This is a genomic window from Mycobacterium sp. 852002-51057_SCH5723018, assembly GCF_001667035.1.
Taxonomy (GTDB): Bacteria; Actinomycetota; Actinomycetes; order Mycobacteriales; family Mycobacteriaceae; genus Mycobacterium.
On the sequence record NZ_LZIR01000021.1, the window covers coordinates 42977 to 68557 of the forward strand.

The window sequence follows — 25581 nt, forward strand, 5'->3', positions numbered from 1 at the left end:
GGTTGATTCTTTCGAGCGACCTGGCCCGTACGTCAGCTGGATTCGGCGAAGTTGCTAGTCAGCACCCCGATCACCTGGTCCCAAAGCTGCTGTGGCAGATCATGACCCATTCCGTCGAATAACACCAATCGAGCGCCGTCGATTGCCCGTGCCACCGCGCGACCCCCGGAGGGCCGCATCAGCTTGTCGGCCCGGCCGTGCACAACCACGGTCGGGGCGACGATCTTTCGGTCATAGCGCACCAGGCTGCCGCTGGCCATCACGGCGCTGAAGTGCCGGGCGACGCCCCAGGGGTAATGGCTGCGTTGGTAGCTCTCGACGGCCTCGGCGCGGACCTGCTCCTCGGGCGCGCGGTACCGCGGGCTGCCGATGATCTTGGTGACGCGAACGACGTTGTCGACGATCACTTCGAGGGGCGAACCGGGCGGCGGGCCCTTGAGGACGGCCAGCAGGGCGCGCGGCGCGGGCGGCGGCAGGAACCTGCGGTTGTTGCTGGAGAAGATGACCGCCAGCGACTTCGTCCGCTCACCGAAGCGTGCGGCGAAGATCTGGGCGATCATGCCGCCCATCGATGCCCCGACGATGTGGGCACGCTCGATGCCCAGGTGATCCAGCACGGCGGCGGCGTCGTCGGCCATGTCTTCCAGCGCATAGGGGGCCTCGGCGGGCAGCCCGAACCAGAACCGAAGCAGCCGCGGAATCAGCGCCTGGCTGGACTTTGGTGGTTCGGTCTTGCTGGAGAGCCCGACGTCGCGGTTGTCGTAGCGGATGACGCGCAGGCCCCGGCCGACCAGCTTCTCGCAGAAACCGGTGCGCCACACCAGCAGCTGCGCGCCCAGCCCCATGATCAGCAGGACGGGCGGGTCGTCGACGTCACCCATGTCTTCGTAGTAGAGCTTCAGGTCGCCCGAAATTGCAGCGCCGGTGCGGATCTCCATCAGACTTCTACGTCGGTCTGGTGCTCCCGGCTGACCTCGACCATGAAGTTGGCGAAGTACCCCGTCAGCTGCGGGTCGGACATCATCTGCCACTTCGGTGCCAGCAGCTTCATGTACCGCTCGACGTAGAGGAACTGCTTGCCGATCAGCACCAGTTCGCGGGGCAGCTTGACGTCGTAGGCGTCGGCCAGCGCCGACAGCTGCCGCCCGATGTCGGCATAGGACATGTCGCCCAGCGACTTCATGGTCAGCGGGGTGGCGAAGCTTTCCAGGTCCTTGGCGGCCTGGGCCTCCGGCTTCATGGTGCCGACGGCGCCCATCAGCACGACGATCTTGCCGGCCGCGGCGTGGTCCTTCTTGACCAGCAGCGCGTACACCAGCTCGCGCAGCAGCCAGCGGGTGCGGGGATCGATGCGGCCCATGATGCCGAAGTCGAAGAACACGATGCGGCCCTCGTCGTCGACGTAGAGGTTGCCGGCGTGCAGGTCGCCGTGGAACAGCCCGTGCCGCAGCCCGCCCTCGAAGACACTGAACAGCAGCGCCTTGACCAGCTCGGTGCCGTCGAACCCGGCTTTGCGGATGGCGGCCACGTCGTCGATGCGGACGCCGTGCACCCGCTCCATCGTCAGAACCCGCTCTCCGGTGAAGTCCCAATGCACGTGCGGCACCCGGATGTTCTTGCCCAGCGGTGAGGAGTGCAGGTGGGCTACCCACGCCTCCATCGACTGCGCCTCCAGGCGAAAGTCCAACTCCTCGGCCAGGTTGTCGGAGAAGTCGGCAACCACATCCTGCGCCGAAAGCCGGCGGCCCAGCTTGGCCAGTTCGACGGCCTGGGCGAAGCGCTTGAGGATCTGCAGGTCGGCGGCGACCCGCCGCCGGATGCCCGGCCGCTGGATCTTGACGACGACCTCCTCGCCGCTGTGCAGGGTCGCGTAGTGCACCTGCGCGATGGACGCCGACGCGAACGGCGTCTCGTCCCACTTGGCGAACAGCTCGGACGGGTCGCCGCCGAGCTCCTCGACGAACAGCTCGTGGATCTCGGTCGCGTCGGCGGGGGGCACCCGGTCGAGCAGGCCGCGGAATTCGCGCGACAGCGACTCGCCGAACGCGCCGGGGCTGGACGCGATGATCTGGCCGAACTTCACGTACGTCGGCCCCAGGTCGGCGAAGGTCTGCGGGAGCTGCTTGATCACCTTCTGCTGCAACGGCCCCTTGGCCGGCAGCTTGGCGAGAACGCGAGCGGCGGTGCGCGTGACTTGCCAACCGGTGGCCGCCATCCGGGCCGCTTCGACCGGTAGCGGCACCCGGTCGAGCTTGGCCACCTCGCGGTGCTTGGTAGAAGTCATGACAGCAGTCTGCCAAATCGGCGGTGTCAAGTCCCAATTGCTGTGAGGGCGCTCACCGGGATCCCGCGACCGCGAAGTTCTCGGTGAGGGCCTCGAGCACCGGCCGCCAGACCGGTTCCGGAAGGTCGTGGCCCATCCCGTCGACCACGATGTATCGCGCGCCGGGGATGGCCGCGGCGACCGCCCGCCCGTTGCGCGGCCGCACCATCGGGTCGGCCGAACCGTGCAGCACCACGGTCGGCGCCGCGATCGCCCTGCTGTAACGGAGCAGGCTGCCGGTGCCCAGCACGGCGTCGAACTGGCGCAACATGCCCTGCGGGTAGCTGCAGCGCTCCGCGAGTCGCCGCACCCGCTCGCGCAGCTCGGCGTCGGACGGCAGGAAGTTCGGACCGTTGAATACCGCGACGTTGCGCACCTCGGAGGCCAGCTTCTCCTCGGCCGCGGCGTCTTGGGCCGGCGCATCGAGCGCGAGCTTGATGACGCGCCACGCCGGCAACGCGGAAAACGGCTTGCCGGTGGTGGACATGATGATGCCCACCGAGGCCACCCGCTGCGGCTCGATCGCCGCCAGGATCTGCGCGATCATGCCGCCCAGCGACGCGCCCACCACATGGGCCCGGTCGATGCGCAGGTGGTCGAGCAACGCCACCGCGTCGGCGGTCATGTCGATCAGGGTGTAGGGCACCGCGCTGGGCCTGCCCAACCAGTAGCGGCCGATCCGCCGATAGACGGGGCCGCGGGCGCGCAGGCCGTGCATCTTGCCCGACAGCCCGGTGTCGCGGTGGTCGAAGCGGATGACGCGGTAGCCGGCGTCGACGAGGCGCGCGCAGAAGCCGTCGGGCCACATCGGCAGCTGGGCGCCCAGGCCCATGATGAGCAGCGCGGGCGGGGCCGCCGGGTCGCCCAGGTCCTCGTAGTAGAGCTCGACGGCACCCTGCGCCGTCTCGTGGCGGGCGACGCCGTTACGCGTCAGCACGCTTCTGCTGAGGCTGCTGAGGTGCCCAGGGCGTCACCCACCCTTCGATCGTCCAGCCCTCCCGGGCGGCGATCAACTCGTACATGGTGGCGCCGTCGATCGTTTCCCGGACGATGTCGGCGTGACCGGCGTGGCGGGCCAGCTCGTTGATCACATGCAGGATCACCCAGCGCACCGACCAGGCCTCCTGGTTCTTGGGAAACCAAGGGATGTCCTGCGGGACGGGCACCGCGGCGTCGAGGTCGGCGGTTTCGGTCAGCCTCAGCGATTCGGCGTTCTGGGCTTCGAACGCCCGCAGCAGCCCATCGAGCGTCTCGTCGGTCCGCATCACGTGTTGTTCGCCGAACTGCTTGGCGATCTCCTCGAACGGCCGCGGGTCCTTCGGCGGCGCATCCGGCGCGGCGGCGACGCGCGCCATCCAGGTGCGTTGCATGGCGGTGGCGTGCTTGATCAACCCGCCGACCGACAGCGCGCTCGCCGACGGGGTGGCGCGAGCCTGTTCGTCGGTGAGGCCGTACGAGACGGCGAAATAGGCGCTTTGGTGGTAGGCCAGGTACTCGCGCAGCGCGCTGCGTTCGTCGGTCACGGGTGGGGCGAGCGCGGGCATTTCTCAATCCTCCTGGGTGAGGGTTGGGCGGTGGAGCCGGTGATGGAGGTACAGGTCTCGCAGGCAGGCGATTTCGGCACCATGGTGGATCGCTTCGCGATTGATGTGCAAGACCAGCTCGATCAGCGGGTGCTCGGCGTACTGCCCCTCGGCCGGGCCGCAGCGGCGTGTCAGGTCGGTGTCCGACAGCGACCGCACACCGCTGATCCACGCGGAGTAGGCCTCGTCGAGTTGCCGCACGGCGGTGGCGGCGTCGGTGGCGTAGGGCCAACTCTGGTAGCTGGCGGGCGGTCCGCCGAAATGGTGGTGGCTGCGCACGGCGAACACGCCGACGATGACGTGGGCCATGCGCCAGGCGATGGTGGTGAACGGCGTCGGGACGGGTGCTGGGAACGCGAAGTCCACCGACCCGTCCGGATGCACGGTCCAGCAGTTGGGCACCGGCTGCCAGAAGTATTCGTCGTCGGACAGGCCCTCCAAGCGGGGGCGCAGGTGCGCGCGCCAGTGCCAGTCGAGCTGGTCGGCCAGCTGCATGGTTAGGTTCGGCATGGCGCCGAGCTTGCCACCAAGCACTGACAGGCGTCCCTACGCGACGGCTTTGTCGCGGCCGGAGGCCGCCGTAAAGTTCGGGAATGCAAGTGCTTTCGGCGGAGTCGACCGAGCTGTTCGTCGGGCCCCCCGAAGCGCCGCTGCAGCTGGCGCGCGTCACGGTCACCGGGTGCGCCGCGCCGACCCCGATCCGCGTCGACGGCGACGGGCTGGGCGGGGAGGTCGTTGAGGTCCCGGTCGCGGCGGGCCCACAGGTCGTCGAGGTCCCGGTCGCGGTGGACCGTCCGGTGGTCGGTGAGCGGCGGGCGGCGCGGGTGCGTGCCGGTCGCGCCGACACGGCGTTCGAGTTCGCCTTCGAATTCACCGTCGCCGAGCCGGGCTGGACGATGTTCATGGTCAGTCACTTTCACTACGACCCGGTCTGGTGGAACACGCAGGGTGCCTACACCAGCGAATGGGCCGAAGACCCGCCGGGGCGGCAGGCCAACGGCTTCGCGCTGGTGCACGCGCATCTGGAAATGGCACGCCGCGAGCCCGAGTACAAGTTCGTGCTGGCCGAGGTGGACTACCTCAAGCCGTACTGGGACACGCACCCCGAGGACCGCGCCGACCTGCGCCGGTTTGTCGCCGAGGGCCGGCTGGAGGTGATGGGCGGCACCTACAACGAACCCAACACCAACCTCACCAGCCCGGAAACTACCATTCGAAACCTGGTGCACGGCATGGGATTTCAGCGTGAGGTGCTGGGAGCCGAGCCGGCCACCGCGTGGCAGCTCGACGTGTTCGGCCACGACCCGCAGTTCCCCGGGATGGCCGCCGACGCCGGCCTGACGTCGAGTTCGTGGGCCCGCGGGCCGTTTCACCAGTGGGGTCCGGCCCATAGCGAAGGGGTCGACCGCATGCAGTTCCGCAGCGAGTTCGAGTGGATCGCGCCCTCGGGCCGCGGCCTGCTGACCCACTACATGCCTGCGCACTACGGTGCGGGCTGGGGGATGGACGAGTCAGCCTCGCTCGGGGAGGCCGAGCAGGCGACCTACCGGCTGTTCCGTCAGCTCAAGAGCGTCGCCCTGACCCGTAACGTGTTGCTGCCCGTCGGCACCGATTACACGCCGCCCAACAAGTGGGTCACCGCGATCCACCGCGACTGGGCCGCGCGCTACGCATGGCCGCGATTCGTGTGCGGGCTGCCGCGGGAGTTCTTCGCCGCGGTGCGCGCCGAGCTGGCGCAACGCGGGTGCGACCCGTCGCCGCAGACCCGCGACATGAACCCGATCTACACCGGCAAGGACGTCTCCTACATCGACACCAAACAGGCCAACCGGGCCGCTGAGAACACCGTGCTCACCGCCGAGCGCTTCGCCGTGTTCGCCGCGCTGCTCACCGGCGCCGGCTATCCGCACGCCGCGCTCGCCAAGGCCTGGGTGCAGCTGGCCTATGGCGCGCACCACGACGCCATCACCGGCTCGGAGTCCGACCAGGTCTACCTCGACCTGCTCACCGGGTGGCGCGACGCGTGGGAGATGGGCCGCGCGGCCCGCGACAACTCCCTGGAATCGCTGTCCCGCGCGATCGACGGTGACGTGATCGTCTGGAACCCGCTGGCGCAGCGGCGCACCGACGTGGTCACCGCCCGCCTCGACCCGCCGCTGGGGTCGGGGGTCCGGGTGCTCGATCCCGACGGCGCTGAGCACCCCGCACACGTCGAGCACGGCGGGCGGTCGGTCACCTGGCTGGCACGCGACGTGCCGTCGCTGGGCTGGCGGGCCTACCGGCTGGTCCCCGACGCCGAAGCGCGCGGCTGGGAACCCGTGCCCGGGACGGCGATCGGCAACGAGCACTACCGGCTGGCCGTCGACCCGGACCGCGGCGGAGCGGTGGCGTCGCTGGAACACGGCGGCCGGCAGCTGATCGCGCGGGGCCGGGTGGGCAACGAGCTCGCCGTCTACGAGGAACACCCGGCGCACCCGACGCAGGGGGAGGGCCCGTGGCACCTGCTGCCCAAGGGGCCGGTGGTGTGCTCGTCGGAATTGCCGGCGCGGGTTCGGGCGTATCGCGGCCCGCTCGGTCAGCGCCTGGTCGTGCAGGGCCGGATCGGCCGGGTATTGCGCTACACCCAGACCCTGACCCTGTGGCGCGGCGTGGCGCGGGTGGACTGCCGCACCGCCATCGACGAGTTCACCGGGGAGGACCGCCTGGTGCGGCTGCGGTGGCCATGCCCGGTACCGGGCGCCATGCCGGTCAGCGAGGTGGGCGACGCCGTCGTCGGGCGCGGATTCGCGTTGCTGCACCCCACCCCCGGTGGCGACCGTTCGGTGGACACCGCGCGGCACCCGTGGACGCTGGACAACCCGGCCTATGGCTGGTTCGGTCTGTCCTCGGCGGTGCGGGTGCGCATCGGCAACCCCCCGGCCACCGGCGTGCGGGCGGTGTCGGTGGCCGAGGTGGTGTCGCCGGCCGAGGCGTTGTCCGGGCCGCTGGCGCGCGGGCTGATGGTCGGGCTGGTCCGCGCGGGTGTCACAGCCACCTGCAGCGGCGCCGACGGGCCGCGCTACGGCCACCTCGCCGTCGACTCCAACCTGCCCGATGTGCGCATCGCGCTTGGCGGGCCGTCGCGCAATTCGTTCACCAAAGACGTGTTGGCGCAAGCCGATTCGGAATACGCCGACGAGCTCGAGCGGCAGCTGGGCGAAACCGGCCGGGCCCGGGTCTGGGTGCCGGCCGCGACACCGTTGGCGGCCGCCTGGGTGCCCGGGGCCGACCTGCGCGCGCCGCTGGCGCTGCCGGTCCTGGTGATCGACGGCCGCGACGAGGACGGCCTGGCCGCGGAGATCGCGTCGGTGGTCGACGAGCTGGCGGCCGCCGAGATCGGCGTCACCCAGCGGGCGCCGTCGGGCGTCGGCCCCTTCGAAGGCCGCACCGTCGCGCTGCTCAACCGCGGGGTGCCCAGCTTCGCCGTCGAAACCGACGGCACCCTGCACACGGCCCTGATGCGGTCCTGCACCGGCTGGCCGTCGGGCATCTGGATCGACGACCCGCGCCGCACCGCGCCCGACGGCTCCAACTTCGGGCTTCAGCACTGGACGCACCCGTTCGACTACGCGCTGGTGTGCGCCGACGGCGATTGGCGGCACGCCGAGATCCCCTCCCGCAGCGCGCAATTCGCCCAGCCGCTGCTCGCCGTGCGCCCCGGGGAGCGGCGCGGCCAGCTGCCCGGGGTTGGATCGCTGCTGCGCGTCGAGCCCGCCGGCGCGGTACAGCTGGCGGCCCTCAAGGCCGCCGGCAATCCGCTGGCCGCGGGCAGCGCCCGGCCGGTCGACCCCCACGCGGTGGCCCTGCGGTTGGTGGAGACGAGCGGCGCGGGCGCCCGCGTGTCCGTCGGGTCCGAGCACGCCGACGTCGGCGGACTGCAGCTCGCCGACCTGCTGGAAAACGCGCTGGCCAAACCCATGGGCGCGACTCGATCGGTCGACCTGCACGGCTATCAGGTGGCCACCGTGCTGGCCCGCCTCGAAACACCCGGTGCGCCTATGGGTTTGGTCGATCTGGCGCCGAACGCAGAGGCCGCGCAACCGCTCTACGCCCGCTACTGGCTGCACAACCGTGGACCCGCACCGCTCGGGGGGCTGCCGGCCGTCGCCCACCTGCACCCCCAGCGGGCGACCGGCGAGCCGGGCGGCCGGGCGGTGTTGCGACTCACCGCGGCCAGCGACTGCAGCGACGCCACCCTGAGCGGCGAGGTGACCGTGGTGTGTCCCGCGGCGTGGTCCGCCACGCCGGGGAAGCTGCCCTTCACGCTGCGCAGCGGCGAGCACCGCGAGGCCGACGTGGTCGTGACGATCCCGGCTCGCACGCCGCCCGGGCTGTACCCCGTCCGCGCGCAGCTCTGTGTCACCGGCAATGACGTCCCGGCGGCCTGGCGCCAGGTGGTCGAGGACGTGTGCGTCGTCGAGGTCGGGGCCGCCGGCGGGGCGGAGCTGGTCCGCCTTGTCGACGGTCCCGGCGCCGTCGAGGTTGCCGCGGGCGAGGCGGCCCGGCTGACGCTCACGGTCGGCAGCGACGCCCACGCCGACCTGTCGCTCGAGGCGCATCTCATCAGCCCGTGGGGCACCTGGGAGTGGATCGGCCCGGCCGCACAGGGCGCCGTCCTGCCCGCCCGCGGCACGGCCGAACTCGGCTTCGACGTGACCCCGCGGGCGTGGCAGGACCCCGGCCAGTGGTGGGCCCTGGTCCGGGTCGGGTGCGCCGGCCGGTTGCTCTACTCGCCCGCGGTGAGGGTGACGGTGACATGAGCGTCGAGTTGGTGGCAACCGTCGCCGGCGAACCGGTTTGGCTCGGTGAGGTCGACGCGGCCGAGGCGCGGCTGCGCGCCGGCCCGGGCGCGGGCGGGCTGCCGGCGGCCGGCACCCGCGAGGGCCGGCAACTGCGGCGCTGGCTCACCCAACTGATCGTGACGCAGCGGGTGGTCACCGCGGAGGCGGCCGCGCGCGGCCTGACCGGACGCGACGCGCCGGGCGAGGCCGAGCTGCTGCCCGACGCGACTGCGCGGCTGGAGATCGGCAGCGTCGCCGCCGCCGCGCTGGCGGACCCGCGGTCGCGGGCGCTGTTCGTCGACGTCACCGCGACGGTTCAGCCCAGCGACGACGACGTGGCCGGCTACCACGCCCGCAACCCGCTGCGGTTCGCCGCGCCGCGCCGCGGCCGCGACGGCTGGCGCGTGCCCGCGCACGCCGGCCCGCCGCTGGAAGAGGTGCGCCCCGCGATCGCCGGCCACCTGCGCGGCGCCGCCCGCCGGCGTGCCTTCCGGGTGTGGCTGGACGCGCGCCGGGCCGCGCTCGTCGAACTCGCACCCGGCTACGAGCATCCCGGCGACCCGCGCCAGCCCGACAACACCCACCGGCACTGATCCCCATGCTCACCCTTGCCCTGGACATCGGCGGCACGAAGATCGCCGCCGCCCTGGCCGATCCCGCCGGCGCGCTGGTGCACACCGCCATCCGGCCCACCCCGCCCGGGGCCGCGGCCGAGGAGGTATGGGCCGCCGTCGCCGCGACGATCGCCGGCTGCTTGCGCGCGGCCGGCGGGCCGGTCGCCGCGGTCGGCGTCGCGTCGGCCGGCCCCATCGACCTGCCCGCCGGACGCGTCAGCCCGATCAACATCAAAGGCTGGCAACGCTTCCCGCTGCGCGACCGGATCGCGGCCATGATTCCAGGGGTGCCCGGCGCGCCGGTGCGGCTGGCCGGCGACGGCGTGTGCATGGCGCTCGGTGAGCACTGGCTCGGCGCGGGCCGCGGGGCGCGCTTCATGCTCGGCATGGTCGTGTCCACCGGCGTGGGCGGCGGGCTGGTGCTCGACGGCGCCCCGTACACCGGGCGGACCGGCAACGCCGGTCACGTCGGTCACGTGGTGGTCGAACAGGACGGGCAGCCGTGCACCTGTGGCGGCCACGGCTGCGTCGAAACGGTCGCGGCCGGCCCGTGGCTGGTTCGCTGGGCGCGCGCCAACGGCTGGGCCGCGCCGCCCGGGGCCGGCGCGCGGGACCTGGCCGCCGCGGCGGCGGCCGGCGACCCGGCGGCACAGCGCGCCTTCGGCAGGGGCGCCCGTGCGCTCGCGGCCATGATCGCCTCGGTGGCGGCGGTGTGCGACATCGACCTCGTCGTCCTCGGCGGTGGCGTCGCCAACTCCGGGCCGCTGCTCTTCGGCCCGCTGCGTGAGGCGCTGGGCGAGTACGCGGGACTGGACTTCCTGGCCGGCCTGCGGGTGGCGCCGGCCGAGCTGGGTGGCCGGGCCGGCCTGGTCGGCGCGGCCCGGCTGGCGGGGCTGGCCGGACCGGCCCAGCCGCCTCGTTTTGGCTGATCCCGGCGGACCACGCTATTCTGGGTCGCGATCCACCGAAGACCGTCGGTCACCGAGAAATCGGTTGAAGGTCCGGGAGCATCCCGGCGGCCCACGCAGGAGGACGAGGCATTACGCCGGCTCGCGCCGGCGCATCTTGACGCCCCGGCCGCTTCCTGCGCCGGGGCGTTCGTCGTTCCTCCGGTGGTCGCAGACGAGACGTCGCACGACTTTCACAACAGGAGGTATGCATGGCCCGGGCTGACAAGGCCACCGCCGTTGCAGACATCACCGAGCAGTTCAAGGAGTCGACGGCCACCCTGATCACCGAGTACCGCGGTTTGACGGTGGCCCACCTGGCCGAGCTGCGCCGGTCGCTGGCGGGGTCGGCGACCTACACGGTGGCCAAGAACACGCTGATCAAGCGCGCCGCCTCGGACGCCGGGATCGAGGGGCTCGACGAGCTGTTCGCCGGCCCGACGGCGATCGCGTTCGTCCAGGGTGAGCCGGTCGACGCCGCCAAGGCCATCAAGACCTTCGCCAAGGAGAACAAGGCGCTGGTCATCAAGGGCGGCTACATGGACGGCCACCCGTTGACGGTGGCCGAGGTGGAACGCATCGCGGACCTCGAGTCGCGCGAGGTGCTGCTGGCCAAGCTGGCCGGTGCCATGAAGGGCAACCTCGCCAAGGCGGCCGGCCTGTTCAACGCGCCCGCCTCGCAGGTCGCCCGGCTGGCGGCCGCGCTGCAGGAAAAGAAGGCCGCTCAAGCAGGCTCCGAAGCCCCGGCCCCGGCCCCGGCCGAAGAAGCTGCCGCACCAGCCGAGGCGGCACCCGCCGAGACCCCGGCCGAAGCCGAATAAACCCCACACCCAAACCAGGAAGGACCCACACCATGGCAAAGATGTCTACCGACGACCTGCTCGACGCGTTCAAGGAAATGACGCTGCTGGAGCTCTCGGACTTCGTCAAGAAGTTCGAGGAGACCTTCGAGGTCACCGCGGCCGCCCCGGTCGCGGTCGCCGCCGCCGGCCCGGCCGCCGGTGGCGCCCCCGCCGAGGCCGCCGAGGAGCAGTCGGAGTTCGACGTCATCCTCGAGGCCGCCGGCGACAAGAAGATCGGCGTGATCAAGGTGGTCCGCGAGATCGTCTCCGGCCTGGGCCTCAAGGAGGCCAAGGACCTGGTCGACAGCGCGCCCAAGCCGCTGCTGGAAAAGGTCGCCAAGGAGGCCGCCGACGAGGCCAAGACCAAGCTCGAGGCCGCCGGCGCCACCGTCACCGTCAAGTAAGTCAACTCACGCCAAACCCCCGGGACCCAAGGTCCCGGGGGGTTTGGCATGCTCAGGGCGCGCGGAATGCCGAGCGTTGCGACTGCGCCACCCGCTCGGGTGAGTCTCCCAGCGCCACAAGGAAGTTCAAGGTCATCGAGGCAAGCACCGGCGCGACGGCGGCTCCGTCGTCGCCGTAGAAGCCGGCCAGCTCGAGCATCACGAACCCGTGTATCAGCGCCCAGAACTGGGCCGCCGTCGCCACGGTCGCCCGGTCGTCCGGCGATTGCGCGCCGATCCGCCCCGCCAGCATGGACCGCTGCACGGCGCGCACCACATGCGCGAAGCTGGGAATGCGCTGCTCGATCTCGGTGACCGTCAGGGTCAAGACATTGCCCGCGGGTGCGTTGATGCCGTGGGCGCTGGTGCTGCCGAACATCAGCCGATACATGTGCGGACGCTCGATGGCGTAGCGCCGGTAGGCCGCACCGATGGCGAACAGGTCGGCGACCGGGTCGTCGGTCTCGGGCACCGTCAGCGCGGCGTCGAACTGCCGCAGGCCCTCCTCGGCGACCTCCGCGATGAGTCCCCGCATGCCGCCGAAATGGGTGTACAGCGCCATCGTGGAGGTGCCGGCCGCGCCGGCCACCCGGCGGGTCTGCAGCGCGTCGGGGCCATGCTCGTCGAGCAGGCCGACGGCGGCGTGCAGCATCTCGTCGCGGACACTGCGCACGCCGGGCCGGGTCTCCGAAGTCATCCTTGCCATCTTCCCATCACGGGCGTACCGTTCTCATAACGGTGAAATAACAATGTTATAGGAGCTCAGCAATGACGTCCACGCAGACCGTCCAATCCCGCAATCCGTACCTCGAGGGGTTTTTGGCGCCGGTCGGGGCCGAGGTGACAGCGACCGATCTCGAGGTCACCGGGCACATCCCCGAGCACCTCGACGGGCGCTACCTGCGCAACGGGCCCAACCCGGCCGAAGAGGTCGACCCGGCCACCTATCACTGGTTCAGCGGCGACGGGATGGTGCACGGGGTCGCGCTGCGCGACGGCAACGCCCGCTGGTACCGCAACCGCTGGGTGCGCAGCCTGTCGGTGTGCAACACCCTCGGCGACGCGGCGCCACGCCGGCGCGACCCGCGGGCCGGCATGCTGTCGCTGGGCGCCAACACCAACGCGCTGACCCACGCCGGGCGCACCCTGGCTCTGGTCGAGGGCGGCGTGGCCAGCTACGAGCTGACCGAGGAGCTCGACACCGTCGGAACGTGCGACTTCGACGGCACGCTGGCCGGCGGCTACACCGCCCATCCGCACCGTGACCCGCGCACCGGCGAGTTGCACGCGGTGTCCTACTCGTTCGCGCGCGGGCGGACCGTGCAGTACTCGGTGATCGACACCCAGGGCCGGGCCCGTCGGACGGTCGACATCGAGGTGTCCGGGTCGCCGATGATGCACGACTTCTCGCTGACCGACAAATATGTGGTGATCTACGACCTGCCCGTGACGTTCGACCCGGTGCAGGTCGTGCCGGCGAGCGTGCCCGGCTGGCTGGGCGCCCCGGCCCGGCTGGCGCTGCGGTCGCTGATCGGGCGCGTCCGGGTGCCCGGCCCGATCAGCGCGATGATGAACCGCAACCCGAGGCACACGGACCGGATGCCGTATGCGTGGAATCCCGACTACCCGGCGCGCATCGGCGTCATGCCGCGCGAAGGCCGCGGGAGCAACGCGGGCAAGGATGACGTCCGCTGGTTCGACATCGAACCCTGCTACGTCTACCACCCGCTCAACGCCTACTCGGAGATGCGAGGCGGGGCAGAGGTTTTGGTGCTCGACGTGATCCGGTATTCGCGGATGTTCGACCGCGACCGGCGCGGGCCCGGCGACACCCCACCCACGCTGGACCGCTGGACCGTCAACCTGGCCACCGGCGCCGTGACCACCGAATGCCGCGACGACCGGCCGCAGGAATTCCCCCGGATTGACGAAACCCTGCTGGGCGGGCGGCATCGCTACGGCTACACGGTGGGCTTCGGATACCTCGCCGACGGGGCGGCCCACCCGTCAACTGCGCTGTACAAGCACGACTACGCGACCGGGTCGCGCGAAGTCGCCCACCTCGATCCCGACATCTTGATCGGCGAGATGTCCTTCGTCCCCAACCCGGCGCGCGGCCCGCGGGACACCGCCGAAGACGACGGCGTCCTGATGGGCTACGGCTACCACCGCGGCCGCGACGAAGGCCAGCTGCTGCTGCTGGACGCCCGCACCCTCGAGCCGATGGCCACCGTGCACCTGCCGCAGCGGGTCCCGATGGGCTTTCACGGCAGCTGGGCGCCGGCTGGCTAACACGTGGCTTACACGCGAGTGCAATAGCGCGGACGCGGCCGGGCGCGGGCCGATCTCAGCTCGGCCAATTTTTACCGGCGGCGCCGCCCAACCCTGATGCGCGCCCACGACCGTGCGCTACAGTGACTCATGCCACACAAAAGGGCAGGTGGCGGGCACGAGCGTCGACGGAAGGATTCCCCATGGGCGTCGCTATCGAGGTGAGGGGGCTCACCAAGTCGTTCGGTCCCTCGAGGATTTGGGAAGACGTCACGTTGGATGTCCCGCCCGGGGAGGTCAGCGTCCTGCTGGGGCCGTCGGGTACCGGCAAATCGGTGTTCCTGAAGTCTCTCATCGGCCTGCTGCGGCCGGAACGCGGCTCGATCTTGATCGACGGCACCGACATCCTGCAATGCTCGGCCAAGGAGCTGTACGAGATCCGCACGCTGTTCGGCGTGATGTTCCAGGACGGCGCGCTGTTCGGTTCGATGAACCTGTTCGACAACGCGGCGTTCCCGCTGCGCGAGCACACCAAGAAGAAGGAAGGCGAGATCCGTGACATCGTCATGGAGAAGCTGTCCCTGGTGGGCTTGGGCGGCGACGAGAAGAAGTTCCCCGGCGAGATCTCCGGCGGTATGCGCAAGCGCGCCAGCCTGGCCCGCGCCCTGGTGATGGATCCGGAGATCATCCTCTGCGACGAGCCCGACTCGGGTCTGGACCCCGTCCGCACCGCCTACCTGAGCCAGCTGATCCTCGACATCAACGCCCAGATCGACGCCACCGTCCTGATCGTGACGCACAACATCAACATCGCCCGCACCGTGCCGGACAACATCGGCATGCTGTTCCGGCGCAAGCTGGTCATGTTCGGCCCGCGCGAGGTGCTGCTGACCAGCGATGAGCCGGTGGTGCGGCAATTCCTCAACGGCCGCCGCATCGGGCCGATCGGCATGTCCGAGGAAAAGGACGAGGCGACCATGGCCGAAGAGCAGGCCGCGCTCGAGGCGGGCCAGCACGCCGGCGGTGTCGAGGAAATCGAGGGGGTGCCGCCGCAGATCGTGGCGTCGCCCGGGATGCCGGAGCGCAAGGCCGTCGGGCGCCGCCAGGCACGGGTTCGCGAGATCCTGCACACGCTGCCCAAGAAGGCGCAGTCGGCGATCCTCGACGACCTCGAGGGCACCCACAAATACAAGGCAAGCGAGTTCGGCAGCTCGTAGCGCGCCGAGGCGGACCCGGAAGCAGCCGTGACCCGAGAATTTTGCGATAACTTGGCGCAACTTGCCGCCCCGCCCCCTTGACGACAGGGCCTAAACGGGTCAGTCTGTTGGGCAGCATGTACCCACGGGAAGGCCGAGATGCCAGCCAGCGCCGCTCTCCCTGGGCCTGTTGTTGTGGGTAGTTGAGGAATGCGCGGTCCTGCGCTATTGTTGGACGTTGCGCTGGCTACTTCCTGCCCACCTCACCCGCCACTCGACACCGTGGTCTTAGCCTGAGCCCCCTTTTTTGGCTCAGCTAATTAGTTGCGTGCGTGAGATCCGGACAGATCGTTCGCCGGCCTAAACCACAAATTGTTGCGGCGAACTGGCCGGTGTTACCGGTTCCCGTGAGTCGCACGAGGTGCTGGAAGGATGCATCTTGGCAGATTCCCGCCAGAGCAAGACGGATCGCCCACAAAGTCCCAACAACTCCGTGCCAGGAGCACCTAACCGAGTTTCTTTCGCCAAGCTCCGTGAACCGCTTGAGGTTCCGGGGCTTCTTGACGTGCAAACTGACTCGTTTGAGTGGCTGATCGGCTCGCCGCGCTGGCGCGAGGTCGCCGCCGCACGCGGAGATGTCCACCCGATGGGCGGGCTGGAAGAGGTGCTCTACGAGCTCTCCCCGATCGAGGACTTCTCGGGGTCCATGTCGCTGTCCTTCTCGGACCCGCGCTTTGACGAGGTCAAGGCGCCGGTCGACGAGTGCAAAGACAAGGACATGACGTACGCGGCCCCGCTGTTCGTCACGGCCGAGTTCATCAACAACAACACCGGCGAGATCAAGAGCCAGACGGTGTTCATGGGCGACTTCCCGATGATGACCGAGAAGGGCACCTTCATCATCAACGGGACCGAGCGCGTGGTCGTCAGCCAGCTGGTGCGTTCGCCCGGCGTGTACTTCGACGAGACCATCGACAAGTCCACCGAGAAGACGCTGCACAGCGTCAAGGTGATCCCCAGCCGCGGCGCGTGGCTGGAGTTCGACGTCGACAAGCGCGACACCGTCGGCGTGCGCATCGACCGCAAGCGCCGCCAGCCGGTGACCGTCCTGCTCAAGGCGCTGGGCTGGACCGCCGAGCAGATCAGCGAGCGCTTCGGGTTCTCCGAGATCATGATGTCGACGCTGGAGAAGGACAACACCGCCGGCACCGACGAGGCGCTGCTGGACATCTACCGCAAGCTGCGTCCGGGCGAGCCGCCGACCAAGGAGTCCGCGCAGACCCTGCTGGAGAACCTGTTCTTCAAGGAGAAGCGCTACGACCTGGCCCGGGTGGGCCGCTACAAGGTCAATAAGAAGCTGGGGTTGCACGCGGGCGAGCCGATCACGTCGTCGACGCTGACCGAAGAGGACGTCGTCGCCACCATCGAGTACCTGGTGCGCCTGCACGAGGGCCAGGCGACGATGACGGTTCCCGGCGGCGTCGAGGTGCCGGTGGAGACCGACGACATCGACCACTTCGGCAACCGCCGCCTGCGCACCGTTGGTGAGCTGATCCAGAACCAGATCCGGGTCGGCATGTCCAGGATGGAGCGCGTCGTCCGGGAGCGGATGACCACCCAGGACGTCGAGGCGATCACGCCGCAGACGTTGATCAACATCCGGCCGGTCGTCGCCGCGATCAAGGAGTTCTTCGGCACCAGCCAGCTCTCCCAGTTCATGGACCAGAACAACCCGCTGTCGGGGCTCACCCACAAGCGCCGGCTCTCGGCGCTGGGCCCCGGCGGTCTGTCGCGTGAGCGCGCCGGGCTGGAGGTCCGCGACGTGCACCCGTCGCACTACGGCCGGATGTGCCCGATCGAGACCCCGGAGGGTCCCAACATCGGCCTGATCGGCTCGCTGTCGGTGTACGCCCGGGTCAATCCGTTCGGGTTCATCGAGACGCCGTACCGCAAGGTGGTCGACGGGGTGGTCAGCGACGAGATCGTCTACCTGACCGCCGACGAGGAGGACCGCCACGTCGTGGCGCAGGCCAACTCGCCGATCGACGAGAACGGCCGGTTCGTCGAGCCGCGCGTTCTGGTGCGCCGCAAGGCGGGCGAGGTCGAGTACGTGCCCTCGTCCGAGGTGGACTACATGGACGTCTCGCCGCGCCAGATGGTGTCGGTGGCCACGGCCATGATCCCGTTCCTCGAGCATGACGACGCCAACCGTGCCCTGATGGGCGCCAACATGCAGCGCCAGGCCGTTCCGCTGGTGCGCAGCGAGGCGCCGCTGGTGGGCACCGGTATGGAGCTGCGCGCGGCCATCGACGCCGGCGACGTCGTCGTCGCGCAGAAGTCCGGGGTGATCGAGGAGGTCTCCGCCGACTACATCACCGTGATGGCCGACGACGGCACCCGGCACACCTACCGGATGCGCAAGTTCGCCCGTTCCAACCACGGCACCTGCGCCAACCAGTCGCCGATCGTCGACGCGGGCGACCGCGTTGAGGCCGGCCAGGTCATCGCCGACGGCCCGTGCACCGAAAACGGCGAGATGGCGCTGGGCAAGAACCTGCTCGTGGCGATCATGCCGTGGGAGGGCCACAACTACGAGGACGCGATCATCCTCTCCAACCGCCTGGTCGAAGAGGACGTGCTCACCTCGATCCACATCGAGGAGCACGAGATCGACGCCCGTGATACCAAGCTGGGCGCCGAGGAGATCACCCGGGACATCCCGAACGTCTCCGACGAGGTGCTGGCCGACCTGGACGAGCGTGGCATCGTGCGGATCGGCGCCGAGGTGCGCGACGGCGACATCCTGGTCGGCAAGGTCACCCCGAAGGGTGAGACCGAGCTGACCCCGGAGGAGCGGCTGCTGCGTGCGATCTTCGGCGAGAAGGCCCGCGAGGTCCGCGACACCTCGCTGAAGGTGCCGCACGGCGAGTCCGGCAAGGTCATCGGCATCCGGGTGTTCTCCCGCGAGGACGACGACGAGCTGCCGGCCGGTGTCAACGAGCTGGTCCGCGTCTACGTGGCCCAGAAGCGCAAGATCTCCGACGGTGACAAGCTGGCCGGACGGCACGGCAACAAGGGCGTCATCGGCAAGATCCTGGCGGTCGAGGACATGCCGTTCATGCCGGACGGCACCCCGGTGGACATCATCCTGAACACCCACGGTGTGCCGCGACGGATGAACATCGGCCAGATCCTGGAGACCCACCTCGGGTGGGTGGCCAAGGCCGGCTGGAAGATCGACACCGCGGGCGGCGTGCCCGGCTGGGCGGCCAAGCTGCCCGAAGACCTGCTGCACGCCGAACCCGACGCCATCGTGTCGACGCCGGTGTTCGACGGTGCCCAGGAGGCCGAGCTGCAGGGGCTGCTGTCGGCGACGCTGCCCAACCGCGATGGCGAGGTGCTGGTCGACGGCGACGGCAAGGCGGTGCTCTTCGACGGCCGCAGCGGTGAGCCGTTCCCGTACCCGGTGACCGTTGGCTACATGTACATCATGAAGCTGCACCACCTGGTGGACGACAAGATCCACGCCCGCTCCACCGGCCCGTACTCGATGATCACCCAGCAGCCGCTGGGCGGTAAGGCGCAGTTCGGTGGCCAGCGGTTCGGTGAGATGGAGTGCTGGGCCATGCAGGCCTACGGCGCCGCCTACACGCTGCAGGAGCTCTTGACCATCAAGTCCGACGACACCGTCGGCCGGGTCAAGGTGTACGAGGCGATCGTCAAGGGCGAGAACATCCCCGAGCCGGGCATCCCCGAGTCGTTCAAGGTGCTGCTCAAGGAGCTGCAGTCGCTCTGCCTCAACGTCGAGGTGTTGTCGAGTGACGGTGCGGCCATCGAGCTGCGCGAGGGCGAGGACGAGGACCTTGAGCGGGCGGCGGCCAACTTGGGAATCAACTTGTCCCGCAACGAATCCGCGTCTGTTGAGGACCTGGCTTAACCAACATTTCTTTTAGTTACTAAACCCGCAAGGGGAAAGGGAGTTACGTGCTCGACGTCAACTTCTTCGATGAACTCCGCATTGGCCTGGCCACCGCGGAGGACATCAGGCAATGGTCTTACGGCGAAGTCAAGAAGCCGGAGACAATCAACTACCGCACGCTCAAGCCAGAGAAGGACGGCCTGTTCTGCGAGAAGATCTTCGGACCTACTCGCGACTGGGAGTGCTACTGCGGCAAGTACAAGCGCGTCCGCTTCAAGGGCATCATCTGTGAGCGGTGCGGTGTCGAGGTGACCCGCGCCAAGGTGCGACGCGAGCGGATGGGCCACATCGAGCTCGCCGCGCCCGTCACGCACATCTGGTACTTCAAGGGTGTGCCGTCGCGGTTGGGGTACCTGCTCGACCTGGCGCCGAAGGACCTCGAAAAGATCATCTACTTCGCCGCGTACGTGATCACCGCGGTCGACGACGAGATGCGGCACAACGAGCTGTCGACGCTCGAGGCCGAAATGATGGTGGAGCGCAAGGGCATTGAGGACCAGCGCGACTCCGAGCTGGAGGCCCGCGCGCAGAAGCTGGAGGCCGACCTGGCCGAGCTGGAGGCCGAGGGCGCGAAAGCCGATGCGCGGCGCAAGGTGCGGGACGGCGGCGAGCGCGAGATGCGCCAGCTCCGCGACCGCGCGCAGCGTGAGCTGGACCGGCTCGAGGAAATCTGGAGCACCTTCACCAAGCTGGCCCCCAAGCAGCTGATCGTCGATGAGACCCTCTACCGCGAGCTCATCGACCGCTACGGCGAGTACTTCACCGGCGCGATGGGCGCGGAGTCGATCCAGAAGCTGATCGAGAACTTCGACATCGACGCCGAGGCCGACTCGCTGCGCGAGGTGATCCGAAGCGGCAAGGGGCAGAAGAAGCTTCGCGCGCTGAAGCGGCTCAAGGTGGTTGCCGCGTTCCAGCAGTCGGGCAACTCCCCGATGGGCATGGTGCTGGACGCGGTCCCGGTGATCCCGCCGGAGCTGCGCCCGATGGTGCAGCTCGACGGTGGCCGGTTCGCCACGTCCGACCTCAACGACCTCTACCGCCGCGTGATCAACCGCAACAACCGGCTCAAGAGACTGATCGACCTCGGCGCTCCCGAGATCATCGTGAACAACGAAAAGCGGATGCTGCAGGAGTCCGTCGACGCGCTGTTCGACAACGGCCGCCGGGGCCGCCCGGTCACCGGGCCGGGCAACCGTCCGCTGAAGTCGCTCTCCGATCTGCTCAAGGGCAAGCAGGGCCGGTTCCGCCAGAACCTGCTCGGTAAGCGTGTCGACTACTCCGGCCGTTCGGTCATCGTGGTCGGCCCGCAGCTCAAGCTGCACCAGTGCGGCCTGCCCAAGCTGATGGCGCTGGAACTGTTCAAGCCGTTCGTGATGAAGCGGCTGGTCGACCTCAACCACGCGCAGAACATCAAGAGCGCCAAGCGCATGGTGGAGCGCCAGCGTCCGCAGGTGTGGGACGTGCTCGAAGAGGTGATCGCCGAGCACCCGGTGCTGCTGAACCGCGCGCCGACACTGCACCGGTTGGGTATCCAGGCCTTCGAGCCAATGCTGGTGGAAGGCAAGGCGATTCAGCTGCACCCGTTGGTGTGTGAGGCGTTCAACGCCGACTTCGACGGTGACCAGATGGCCGTCCACCTGCCGCTCTCCGCGGAGGCACAGGCCGAGGCCCGCATCCTGATGTTGTCTTCCAACAACATCCTGTCGCCGGCCTCCGGCCGCCCCTTGGCCATGCCGCGGCTGGACATGGTGACCGGGCTGTACTTCCTGACCACCGAGGTCTCCGGCGACAAGGGCGAGTACTCACCGGCCGGGCAGGACACCCCGGAGGCTGGGGTGTACTCGTCGCCGGCCGAGGCGATCATGGCCGCCGACCGCGGCGTGCTGTCGGTGCGGGCCAAGATCAAGGTGCGGTTGACGCAGCTGCGTCCGCCCGCCGAGCTCGAGGCCGGGCTGTTCGGGACCAACGGCTGGCAGCCGGGGGACGCCTGGATGGCCGAGACCACGCTGGGCCGGGTGTTGTTCAACGAGCTGCTGCCGCTGGGCTATCCGTTCGTGAACAAGCAGATGCACAAGAAGGTGCAGGCCGCCATCATCAACGACCTGGCCGAGCGCTACCCGATGATCGTGGTCGCCCAGACCGTCGACAAGCTCAAGGACGCCGGCTTCTACTGGGCGACCCGCAGCGGCGTCACGGTCTCCATGGCCGACGTGCTTGTTCCGCCGCGCAAGAAGGAGATCCTCGACCACTACGAGGAGCGGGCCGAAAAGGTTGAAAAGCAGTTCCAGCGAGGTGCTTTGAACCACGACGAGCGCAACGAGGCGCTGGTGGAGATCTGGAAGGAAGCCACCGACGAGGTGGGTCAGGCGCTGCGGGAGCACTACCCCGCCGACAACCCGATCATCACGATCGTCGACTCGGGTGCCACGGGTAACTTCACCCAGACCCGAACGCTGGCCGGCATGAAGGGCCTGGTGACCAACCCGAAGGGTGAGTTCATCCCGCGTCCGGTCAAGTCGTCGTTCCGCGAGGGCCTGACGGTGCTGGAGTACTTCATCAACACCCACGGCGCCCGAAAGGGCTTGGCGGACACCGCTTTGCGTACCGCCGACTCGGGGTACCTGACCCGTCGTCTGGTGGACGTGAGCCAGGACGTCATCGTCCGCGAGCACGACTGCCAGACCGAGCGCGGCATCGTCGTCGAACTGGCCGAGCGCCAGCCGGACGGCACGCTGATCCGCGACCCGTACATCGAAACCTCGGCGTACGCGCGGACTTTGGGCGCCGACGCGGTCGACGAGGCCGGTAACGTCGTCGTCGCCCGTGGCGAAGACCTTGGTGACCCGTCGATCGAGGCCTTGCTGGCGGCGGGCATCACGCAGATCAAGGTGCGCTCGGTGCTGACCTGTACCACCGGCACCGGGGTCTGCGCGACCTGCTACGGGCGCTCGATGGCCACCGGCAAGCTGGTGGACATCGGCGAGGCCGTCGGCATCGTGGCGGCGCAGTCCATCGGTGAGCCCGGCACGCAGCTGACCATGCGTACCTTCCACCAGGGTGGTGTCGGTGAGGACATCACCGGCGGTCTGCCGCGCGTGCAGGAGCTGTTCGAGGCGCGGGTGCCGCGAGGCAAGGCGCCGATCGCCGACGTCACCGGGCGGGTTCAGCTCGAGGACGGTGAGCGCTTCTACAAGATCACCATCGTTCCGGACGACGGTGGCGAGGAGGTCGTGTACGACAAGCTGTCGAAGCGGCAACGGCTGCGGGTGTTCAAGCACGAGGACGGCTCCGAGCGGGTGCTGTCCAACGGCGACCACGTCGAGGTGGGCCAGCAGCTGATGGAAGGCTCCGCCGACCCGCACGAGGTGCTCCGCGTGCAGGGCCCCCGCGAGGTGCAGATCCACCTGGTCCGAGAGGTCCAGGAGGTCTACCGGGCTCAGGGTGTGTCGATCCACGACAAGCACATCGAGGTGATCGTTCGCCAGATGCTGCGCCGCGTCACCATCATCGACTCGGGCGCGACGGAGTTCCTGCCCGGCTCGCTGATCGACCGTGCGGAGTTCGAGGCGGAGAACCGCCGGGTGGTGGCCGAGGGCACCGAGCCCGCCGCAGGCCGCCCGGTGCTGATGGGTATCACGAAGGCGTCGCTGGCCACCGACTCGTGGCTGAGTGCGGCGTCGTTCCAGGAAACCACGCGAGTGCTGACCGATGCGGCGATCAACTGCCGCAGCGACAAGCTCAACGGTTTGAAGGAAAATGTGATCATCGGAAAGCTGATCCCGGCCGGTACCGGCATCAACCGCTACCGCAACATCCAGGTGCAGCCGACCGAGGAGGCCCGCGCCGCGGCGTACACGATCCCGTCCTACGAGGATCACTACTACAGCCCGGACTTCGGCCAAGCCACCGGTGCCGCGGTGCCGCTGGACGACTACGGCTACAGCGACTACCGGTAGTCAGTGCTGCGAAAAGCCCCGGGTTTGCGCCCGGGGCTTTTTCGTGCGCGCCGTACATTCGCCACATCGGCACGAGAAGTGCGTGGCTTGCTTCTCAGCGAAATTCCGGTTGTGCTTGAGACAAGGAGGTGGGAAGCGATGAGCGAACCAGGCGGCGTCGGGACCAGTGCTGAGTCCGCGGAGGAGCGGTTGGTCTACGACCGCGAGGTGTTCATCAATTTCCGCAACCAGACCTATCAGTGGGTGAGCATCAAACTATTCGCGTTGCCAGCCGACACCGATGACCATGAGGTGTTGGCGTTGTTGATCCACCACGTCCGCTATCGCGACAGCTACGGCGGTACCGGCGACAACGACATGGAGAGCATTCATGGGCCGTATTGGTTGTATGCCATTACGCCGGATGTGTTTTCGCCCGTGTCTGGGCCCGATGCCGAAGCGCTGATCCGCACCTGGGCCGAGTACGCGGCACCGCTGCCGGACGGTCCCCGCGAAGAGATGGAGCGGGAGTTGTATCCGCGGATCCGCAGCGCCACCGGCCGGTATCAGTTGCCGGACTTACGCGACATCGCCCAACACGAGTGGGGTAGCTCCGTGGGCTCGCTGACGGGATTCTTCGAGTATGTCTTGATCGACCGCCGCGCCGGCAGTGTGGCACTGGTCGTTGCCAGCGATGACTAGGCGATGCCGCACTCTTTGACGATTGCGGCAATGAAGCCTTGGTACACCGCATCGCTGAGCCGGGCGATGTCCTCGGTCAGCCGAGCCCGGCACGCGGTCTCGACGAACAGGCTGTGCACAATCAGGCGGCTCGCGTGCGGCTGTTCCGAACCGCTCACATAGTGGCTCTGCTGGATCCATACGCTTCGGTCGCCGATGACCGCGGCGCCGGTGCTGCGTATCGCGGCCGTCCGTTGGATCCGAGGAACGGGCAGCACCTTGACGGCGATACCGGCGGCGTTGAGACCGCGCAGCATGCGATCGGCGTTGTGAAACACGTCGTAGAAGACCGGCCAGCCGGTGTAGCCGAAGACGCTAATGGTTTCAGCGGCCTCCCATTCGCCGTTACCCCGCGGTCCGTGCACCGCAATTCGCGCCACCGGCGGTTCCGGCTGGTCGGGGAGCACGAGCCGTTGCCAGCCCGTCGGAATGCTCAACCCCTCCAGCCATCCCGGTAGGTCTGCGGCGGACAAGGCGGCCACATCCTCGATGTCTTCGTCCTCGGTCAGTACATCGACGAGTGAGGACGCTGGCAGGGGCTGCCAGCGCTGTGACGGAGTCGATGCGCTCATGGCACGGCCGCCTCACCCCCCTGCCCGCCTCCGCAGAGGATCGTCCACACCAGAACCCCGCCAACGACTACCCAGCCGAACATTGCCTTACCTCCCTCACTGAGATCGTGGCCCACCTCCGGCAGCCACGACTGGCCGCTCGGAGGTGGCGGCGCCGGGTGTGACGCCGGTGCGTCCGGCCGGTCCCACCCAAACACCGGCGGTGGCTTTGCCGGGCTGACAACGAATCCCGGCGGCGACGGATTCTGCAACCACGGCGGTAGGTGCGTTGGGTCGGGGAATTGCGTGGGCGGCAGCGAAGTCGGAAGCGGACGACCGGCAGCTGGCGGCGCAGGTGCCACCGGAGGGTGATTGAGCACGGGGGGCAGCTCAGGCGGGTCATCGACGAACGGCAACGGCAAGTGCACCTTCGGGTTCTTTCCGGACCCGGGTGTAACCACTTCGATGGTCGGTCCGCCCGATTCGCTGTCGGGCCGCAGATTGATCTCGGTGCCGTCATCCAGGAGTCTCCGCGCAGTATCGCCTCGCGGCGGCAAATCATGAGCGCCTTCAGTAAGCCAGTCCCAGAAGTCTTTTATCTGGTTAGGAGTCTCCAATTGCCGAACAGGAGCATTTCTGCCTTTGGGCAGCTGCCGCAACGCATTTCGGACGTCTTCCAACGTCCGGGGGGACGGTAGTTTCTTCCACGGTGGCTCTGCACCCGGATCGGGCGGTGGCGCTGGGTCCTGCTTGAACGTGTGGTTGTCGACGGCTTGGATTTTCGGTGGCGGCGGGGTCGTGCTCGGGTTCTGCGGAAAGGTGTCGCGGACTCCGGCCATGGCTACGGTGACTTTGCCGGCGACCTGCTGATCGGCGGCGAGCAGTTGGGCCGCGCGTTGGCGGATATCGGCGGCCAAAGCCTGTGCCTGGGCCTGCCGGGCCGCCCGCTGCGCAGCCGAACCGCCGCGCGAGCCGTCGGTGACCGTGAGGTCTTCTCCCACAACAAATCCCGCGGTATGGGCATCCTCGACCGCGTAGCGCGCCCGGGAACGGGCCGCATACAGATCCGAGGCGCCGCTGCGGGCCACCTTGGCCGCCGCCTGCAGTTGGTCGGCCACCGCGCTGGTGGTCAGCATGTCGGCGTGGGTGGCGGTGCGCAGCGCCTCGGCGCCGCGGCCGTGCCAATCGACCGACAGCGCGTCGCGCCACACCTGGTTGGCCACGCCGTAGCTGCGCGCGCCCACGTCCTCCCAGTGGTCGGCCGCCTCCGTGAGGTGGTCGGTGGGCCACGCCACCAGCTGCGAGAGGCCGGGAATACCTGCGACCGCGGACATCG

General features: G+C 69.0%; 18 protein-coding genes. 10 read left to right on the forward strand and 8 right to left on the reverse strand.

What is annotated here, in order from left to right; genetic code table 11:
- Positions 1 to 32 precede the first annotated feature (32 nt).
- From A5764_RS05150 to A5764_RS05170, 5 genes are read right to left on the reverse strand one after another with little or no spacing between them, the layout of a single operon-like run.
- Positions 33 to 938 carry an alpha/beta fold hydrolase gene (locus tag A5764_RS05150; RefSeq protein WP_067109577.1) on the reverse strand — a complete coding sequence of 302 codons (906 nt, stop codon included), beginning with the start codon at positions 936 to 938 and terminating at the stop codon, positions 33 to 35.
- Positions 938 to 2284, reverse strand: a complete 1347-nt coding sequence (locus tag A5764_RS05155; RefSeq protein WP_067109580.1) for an AarF/ABC1/UbiB kinase family protein — start codon at positions 2282 to 2284, stop codon at positions 938 to 940. Before A5764_RS05155 ends, A5764_RS05150 begins: the two co-directional genes overlap by 1 nt.
- Positions 2285 to 2336: 52 nt before the next feature.
- On the reverse strand, positions 2337 to 3260 hold the full coding sequence (locus A5764_RS05160) for an alpha/beta fold hydrolase (protein WP_067109592.1): 924 nt from the start codon (positions 3258 to 3260) through the stop codon (positions 2337 to 2339).
- Positions 3247 to 3846, reverse strand: coding sequence for a DinB family protein (locus A5764_RS05165; protein ID WP_067109677.1), 600 nt, complete (start codon positions 3844 to 3846; stop codon positions 3247 to 3249). Before A5764_RS05165 ends, A5764_RS05160 begins: the two co-directional genes overlap by 14 nt.
- Positions 3847 to 3870: 24 nt before the next feature.
- Positions 3871 to 4416, reverse strand: coding sequence for a DinB family protein (locus A5764_RS05170; protein WP_067109680.1), 546 nt, complete (start codon positions 4414 to 4416; stop codon positions 3871 to 3873).
- Positions 4417 to 4499: 83 nt separating this feature from the next.
- On the opposite strand from A5764_RS05170, the gene A5764_RS05175 reads away from it, so the two are divergent.
- The 5 genes from A5764_RS05175 (at position 4500) to rplL (ending at position 11533) form a co-directional block, all read left to right on the forward strand.
- Positions 4500 to 8705, forward strand: a complete 4206-nt coding sequence (locus A5764_RS05175) for an NEW3 domain-containing protein (RefSeq protein WP_067109595.1) — start codon at positions 4500 to 4502, stop codon at positions 8703 to 8705.
- Complete coding sequence (locus A5764_RS05180) at positions 8702 to 9319, forward strand: malonyl CoA-ACP transacylase (protein WP_067109598.1); 618 nt, start codon at positions 8702 to 8704, stop codon at positions 9317 to 9319. The genes A5764_RS05175 and A5764_RS05180 overlap by 4 nt, the downstream gene beginning before the upstream one ends.
- Positions 9320 to 9324: 5 nt before the next feature.
- Positions 9325 to 10269, forward strand: coding sequence for an ROK family protein (locus A5764_RS05185; protein ID WP_067109601.1), 945 nt, complete (start codon positions 9325 to 9327; stop codon positions 10267 to 10269).
- A gap of 230 nt (positions 10270 to 10499) precedes the next feature.
- The gene (gene rplJ / locus A5764_RS05190) at positions 10500 to 11108 is read left to right on the forward strand and encodes a 50S ribosomal protein L10 (protein WP_067109604.1); all 609 of its coding nucleotides are present in this window, start codon (positions 10500 to 10502) and stop codon (positions 11106 to 11108) included.
- Between the two features lie 32 nt (positions 11109 to 11140).
- Positions 11141 to 11533: a 50S ribosomal protein L7/L12 gene (gene rplL, locus A5764_RS05195; protein WP_067109612.1), complete on the forward strand. Its 393-nt coding sequence runs from the start codon at positions 11141 to 11143 to the stop codon at positions 11531 to 11533.
- Positions 11534 to 11585: 52 nt separating this feature from the next.
- Here the strand turns inward: rplL and A5764_RS05200 are convergent, their stop codons facing one another.
- On the reverse strand, positions 11586 to 12269 hold the full coding sequence (locus A5764_RS05200; RefSeq protein WP_067109615.1) for a TetR/AcrR family transcriptional regulator: 684 nt from the start codon (positions 12267 to 12269) through the stop codon (positions 11586 to 11588).
- A gap of 71 nt (positions 12270 to 12340) precedes the next feature.
- On the opposite strand from A5764_RS05200, the gene A5764_RS05205 reads away from it, so the two are divergent.
- From A5764_RS05205 to A5764_RS05225, 5 genes are all read left to right on the forward strand, one after another.
- A complete protein-coding gene (locus tag A5764_RS05205) occupies positions 12341 to 13864 on the forward strand; it encodes a carotenoid oxygenase family protein (RefSeq protein WP_067109618.1) in 1524 nt (507 codons plus the stop codon).
- A gap of 182 nt (positions 13865 to 14046) precedes the next feature.
- A complete protein-coding gene (locus A5764_RS05210) occupies positions 14047 to 15060 on the forward strand; it encodes an ABC transporter ATP-binding protein (RefSeq protein ID WP_067109621.1) in 1014 nt (337 codons plus the stop codon).
- A 418-nt stretch (positions 15061 to 15478) separates the two neighbouring features.
- Entirely contained in the window at positions 15479 to 18976 is a 3498-nt protein-coding gene (locus A5764_RS05215) for a DNA-directed RNA polymerase subunit beta (protein ID WP_156664507.1), read from the forward strand.
- Positions 18977 to 19023: 47 nt separating this feature from the next.
- Entirely contained in the window at positions 19024 to 22974 is a 3951-nt protein-coding gene (locus A5764_RS05220) for a DNA-directed RNA polymerase subunit beta' (protein WP_067109627.1), read from the forward strand.
- Positions 22975 to 23112: 138 nt separating this feature from the next.
- Positions 23113 to 23655: a hypothetical protein gene (locus A5764_RS05225; protein ID WP_082951506.1), complete on the forward strand. Its 543-nt coding sequence runs from the start codon at positions 23113 to 23115 to the stop codon at positions 23653 to 23655.
- Here the strand turns inward: A5764_RS05225 and A5764_RS05230 are convergent.
- Positions 23652 to 24266 (reverse strand): hypothetical protein, encoded by a 615-nt coding sequence (locus A5764_RS05230; RefSeq protein WP_067109630.1) that lies wholly within the window; start codon positions 24264 to 24266, stop codon positions 23652 to 23654. The two genes, A5764_RS05225 and A5764_RS05230, sit on opposite strands and share 4 nt — an antisense overlap.
- Positions 24263 to 25579 (reverse strand): hypothetical protein, encoded by a 1317-nt coding sequence (locus tag A5764_RS29210; RefSeq protein WP_067109633.1) that lies wholly within the window; start codon positions 25577 to 25579, stop codon positions 24263 to 24265. Before A5764_RS29210 ends, A5764_RS05230 begins: the two co-directional genes overlap by 4 nt.
- Positions 25580 to 25581: the final 2 nt, after the last annotated feature.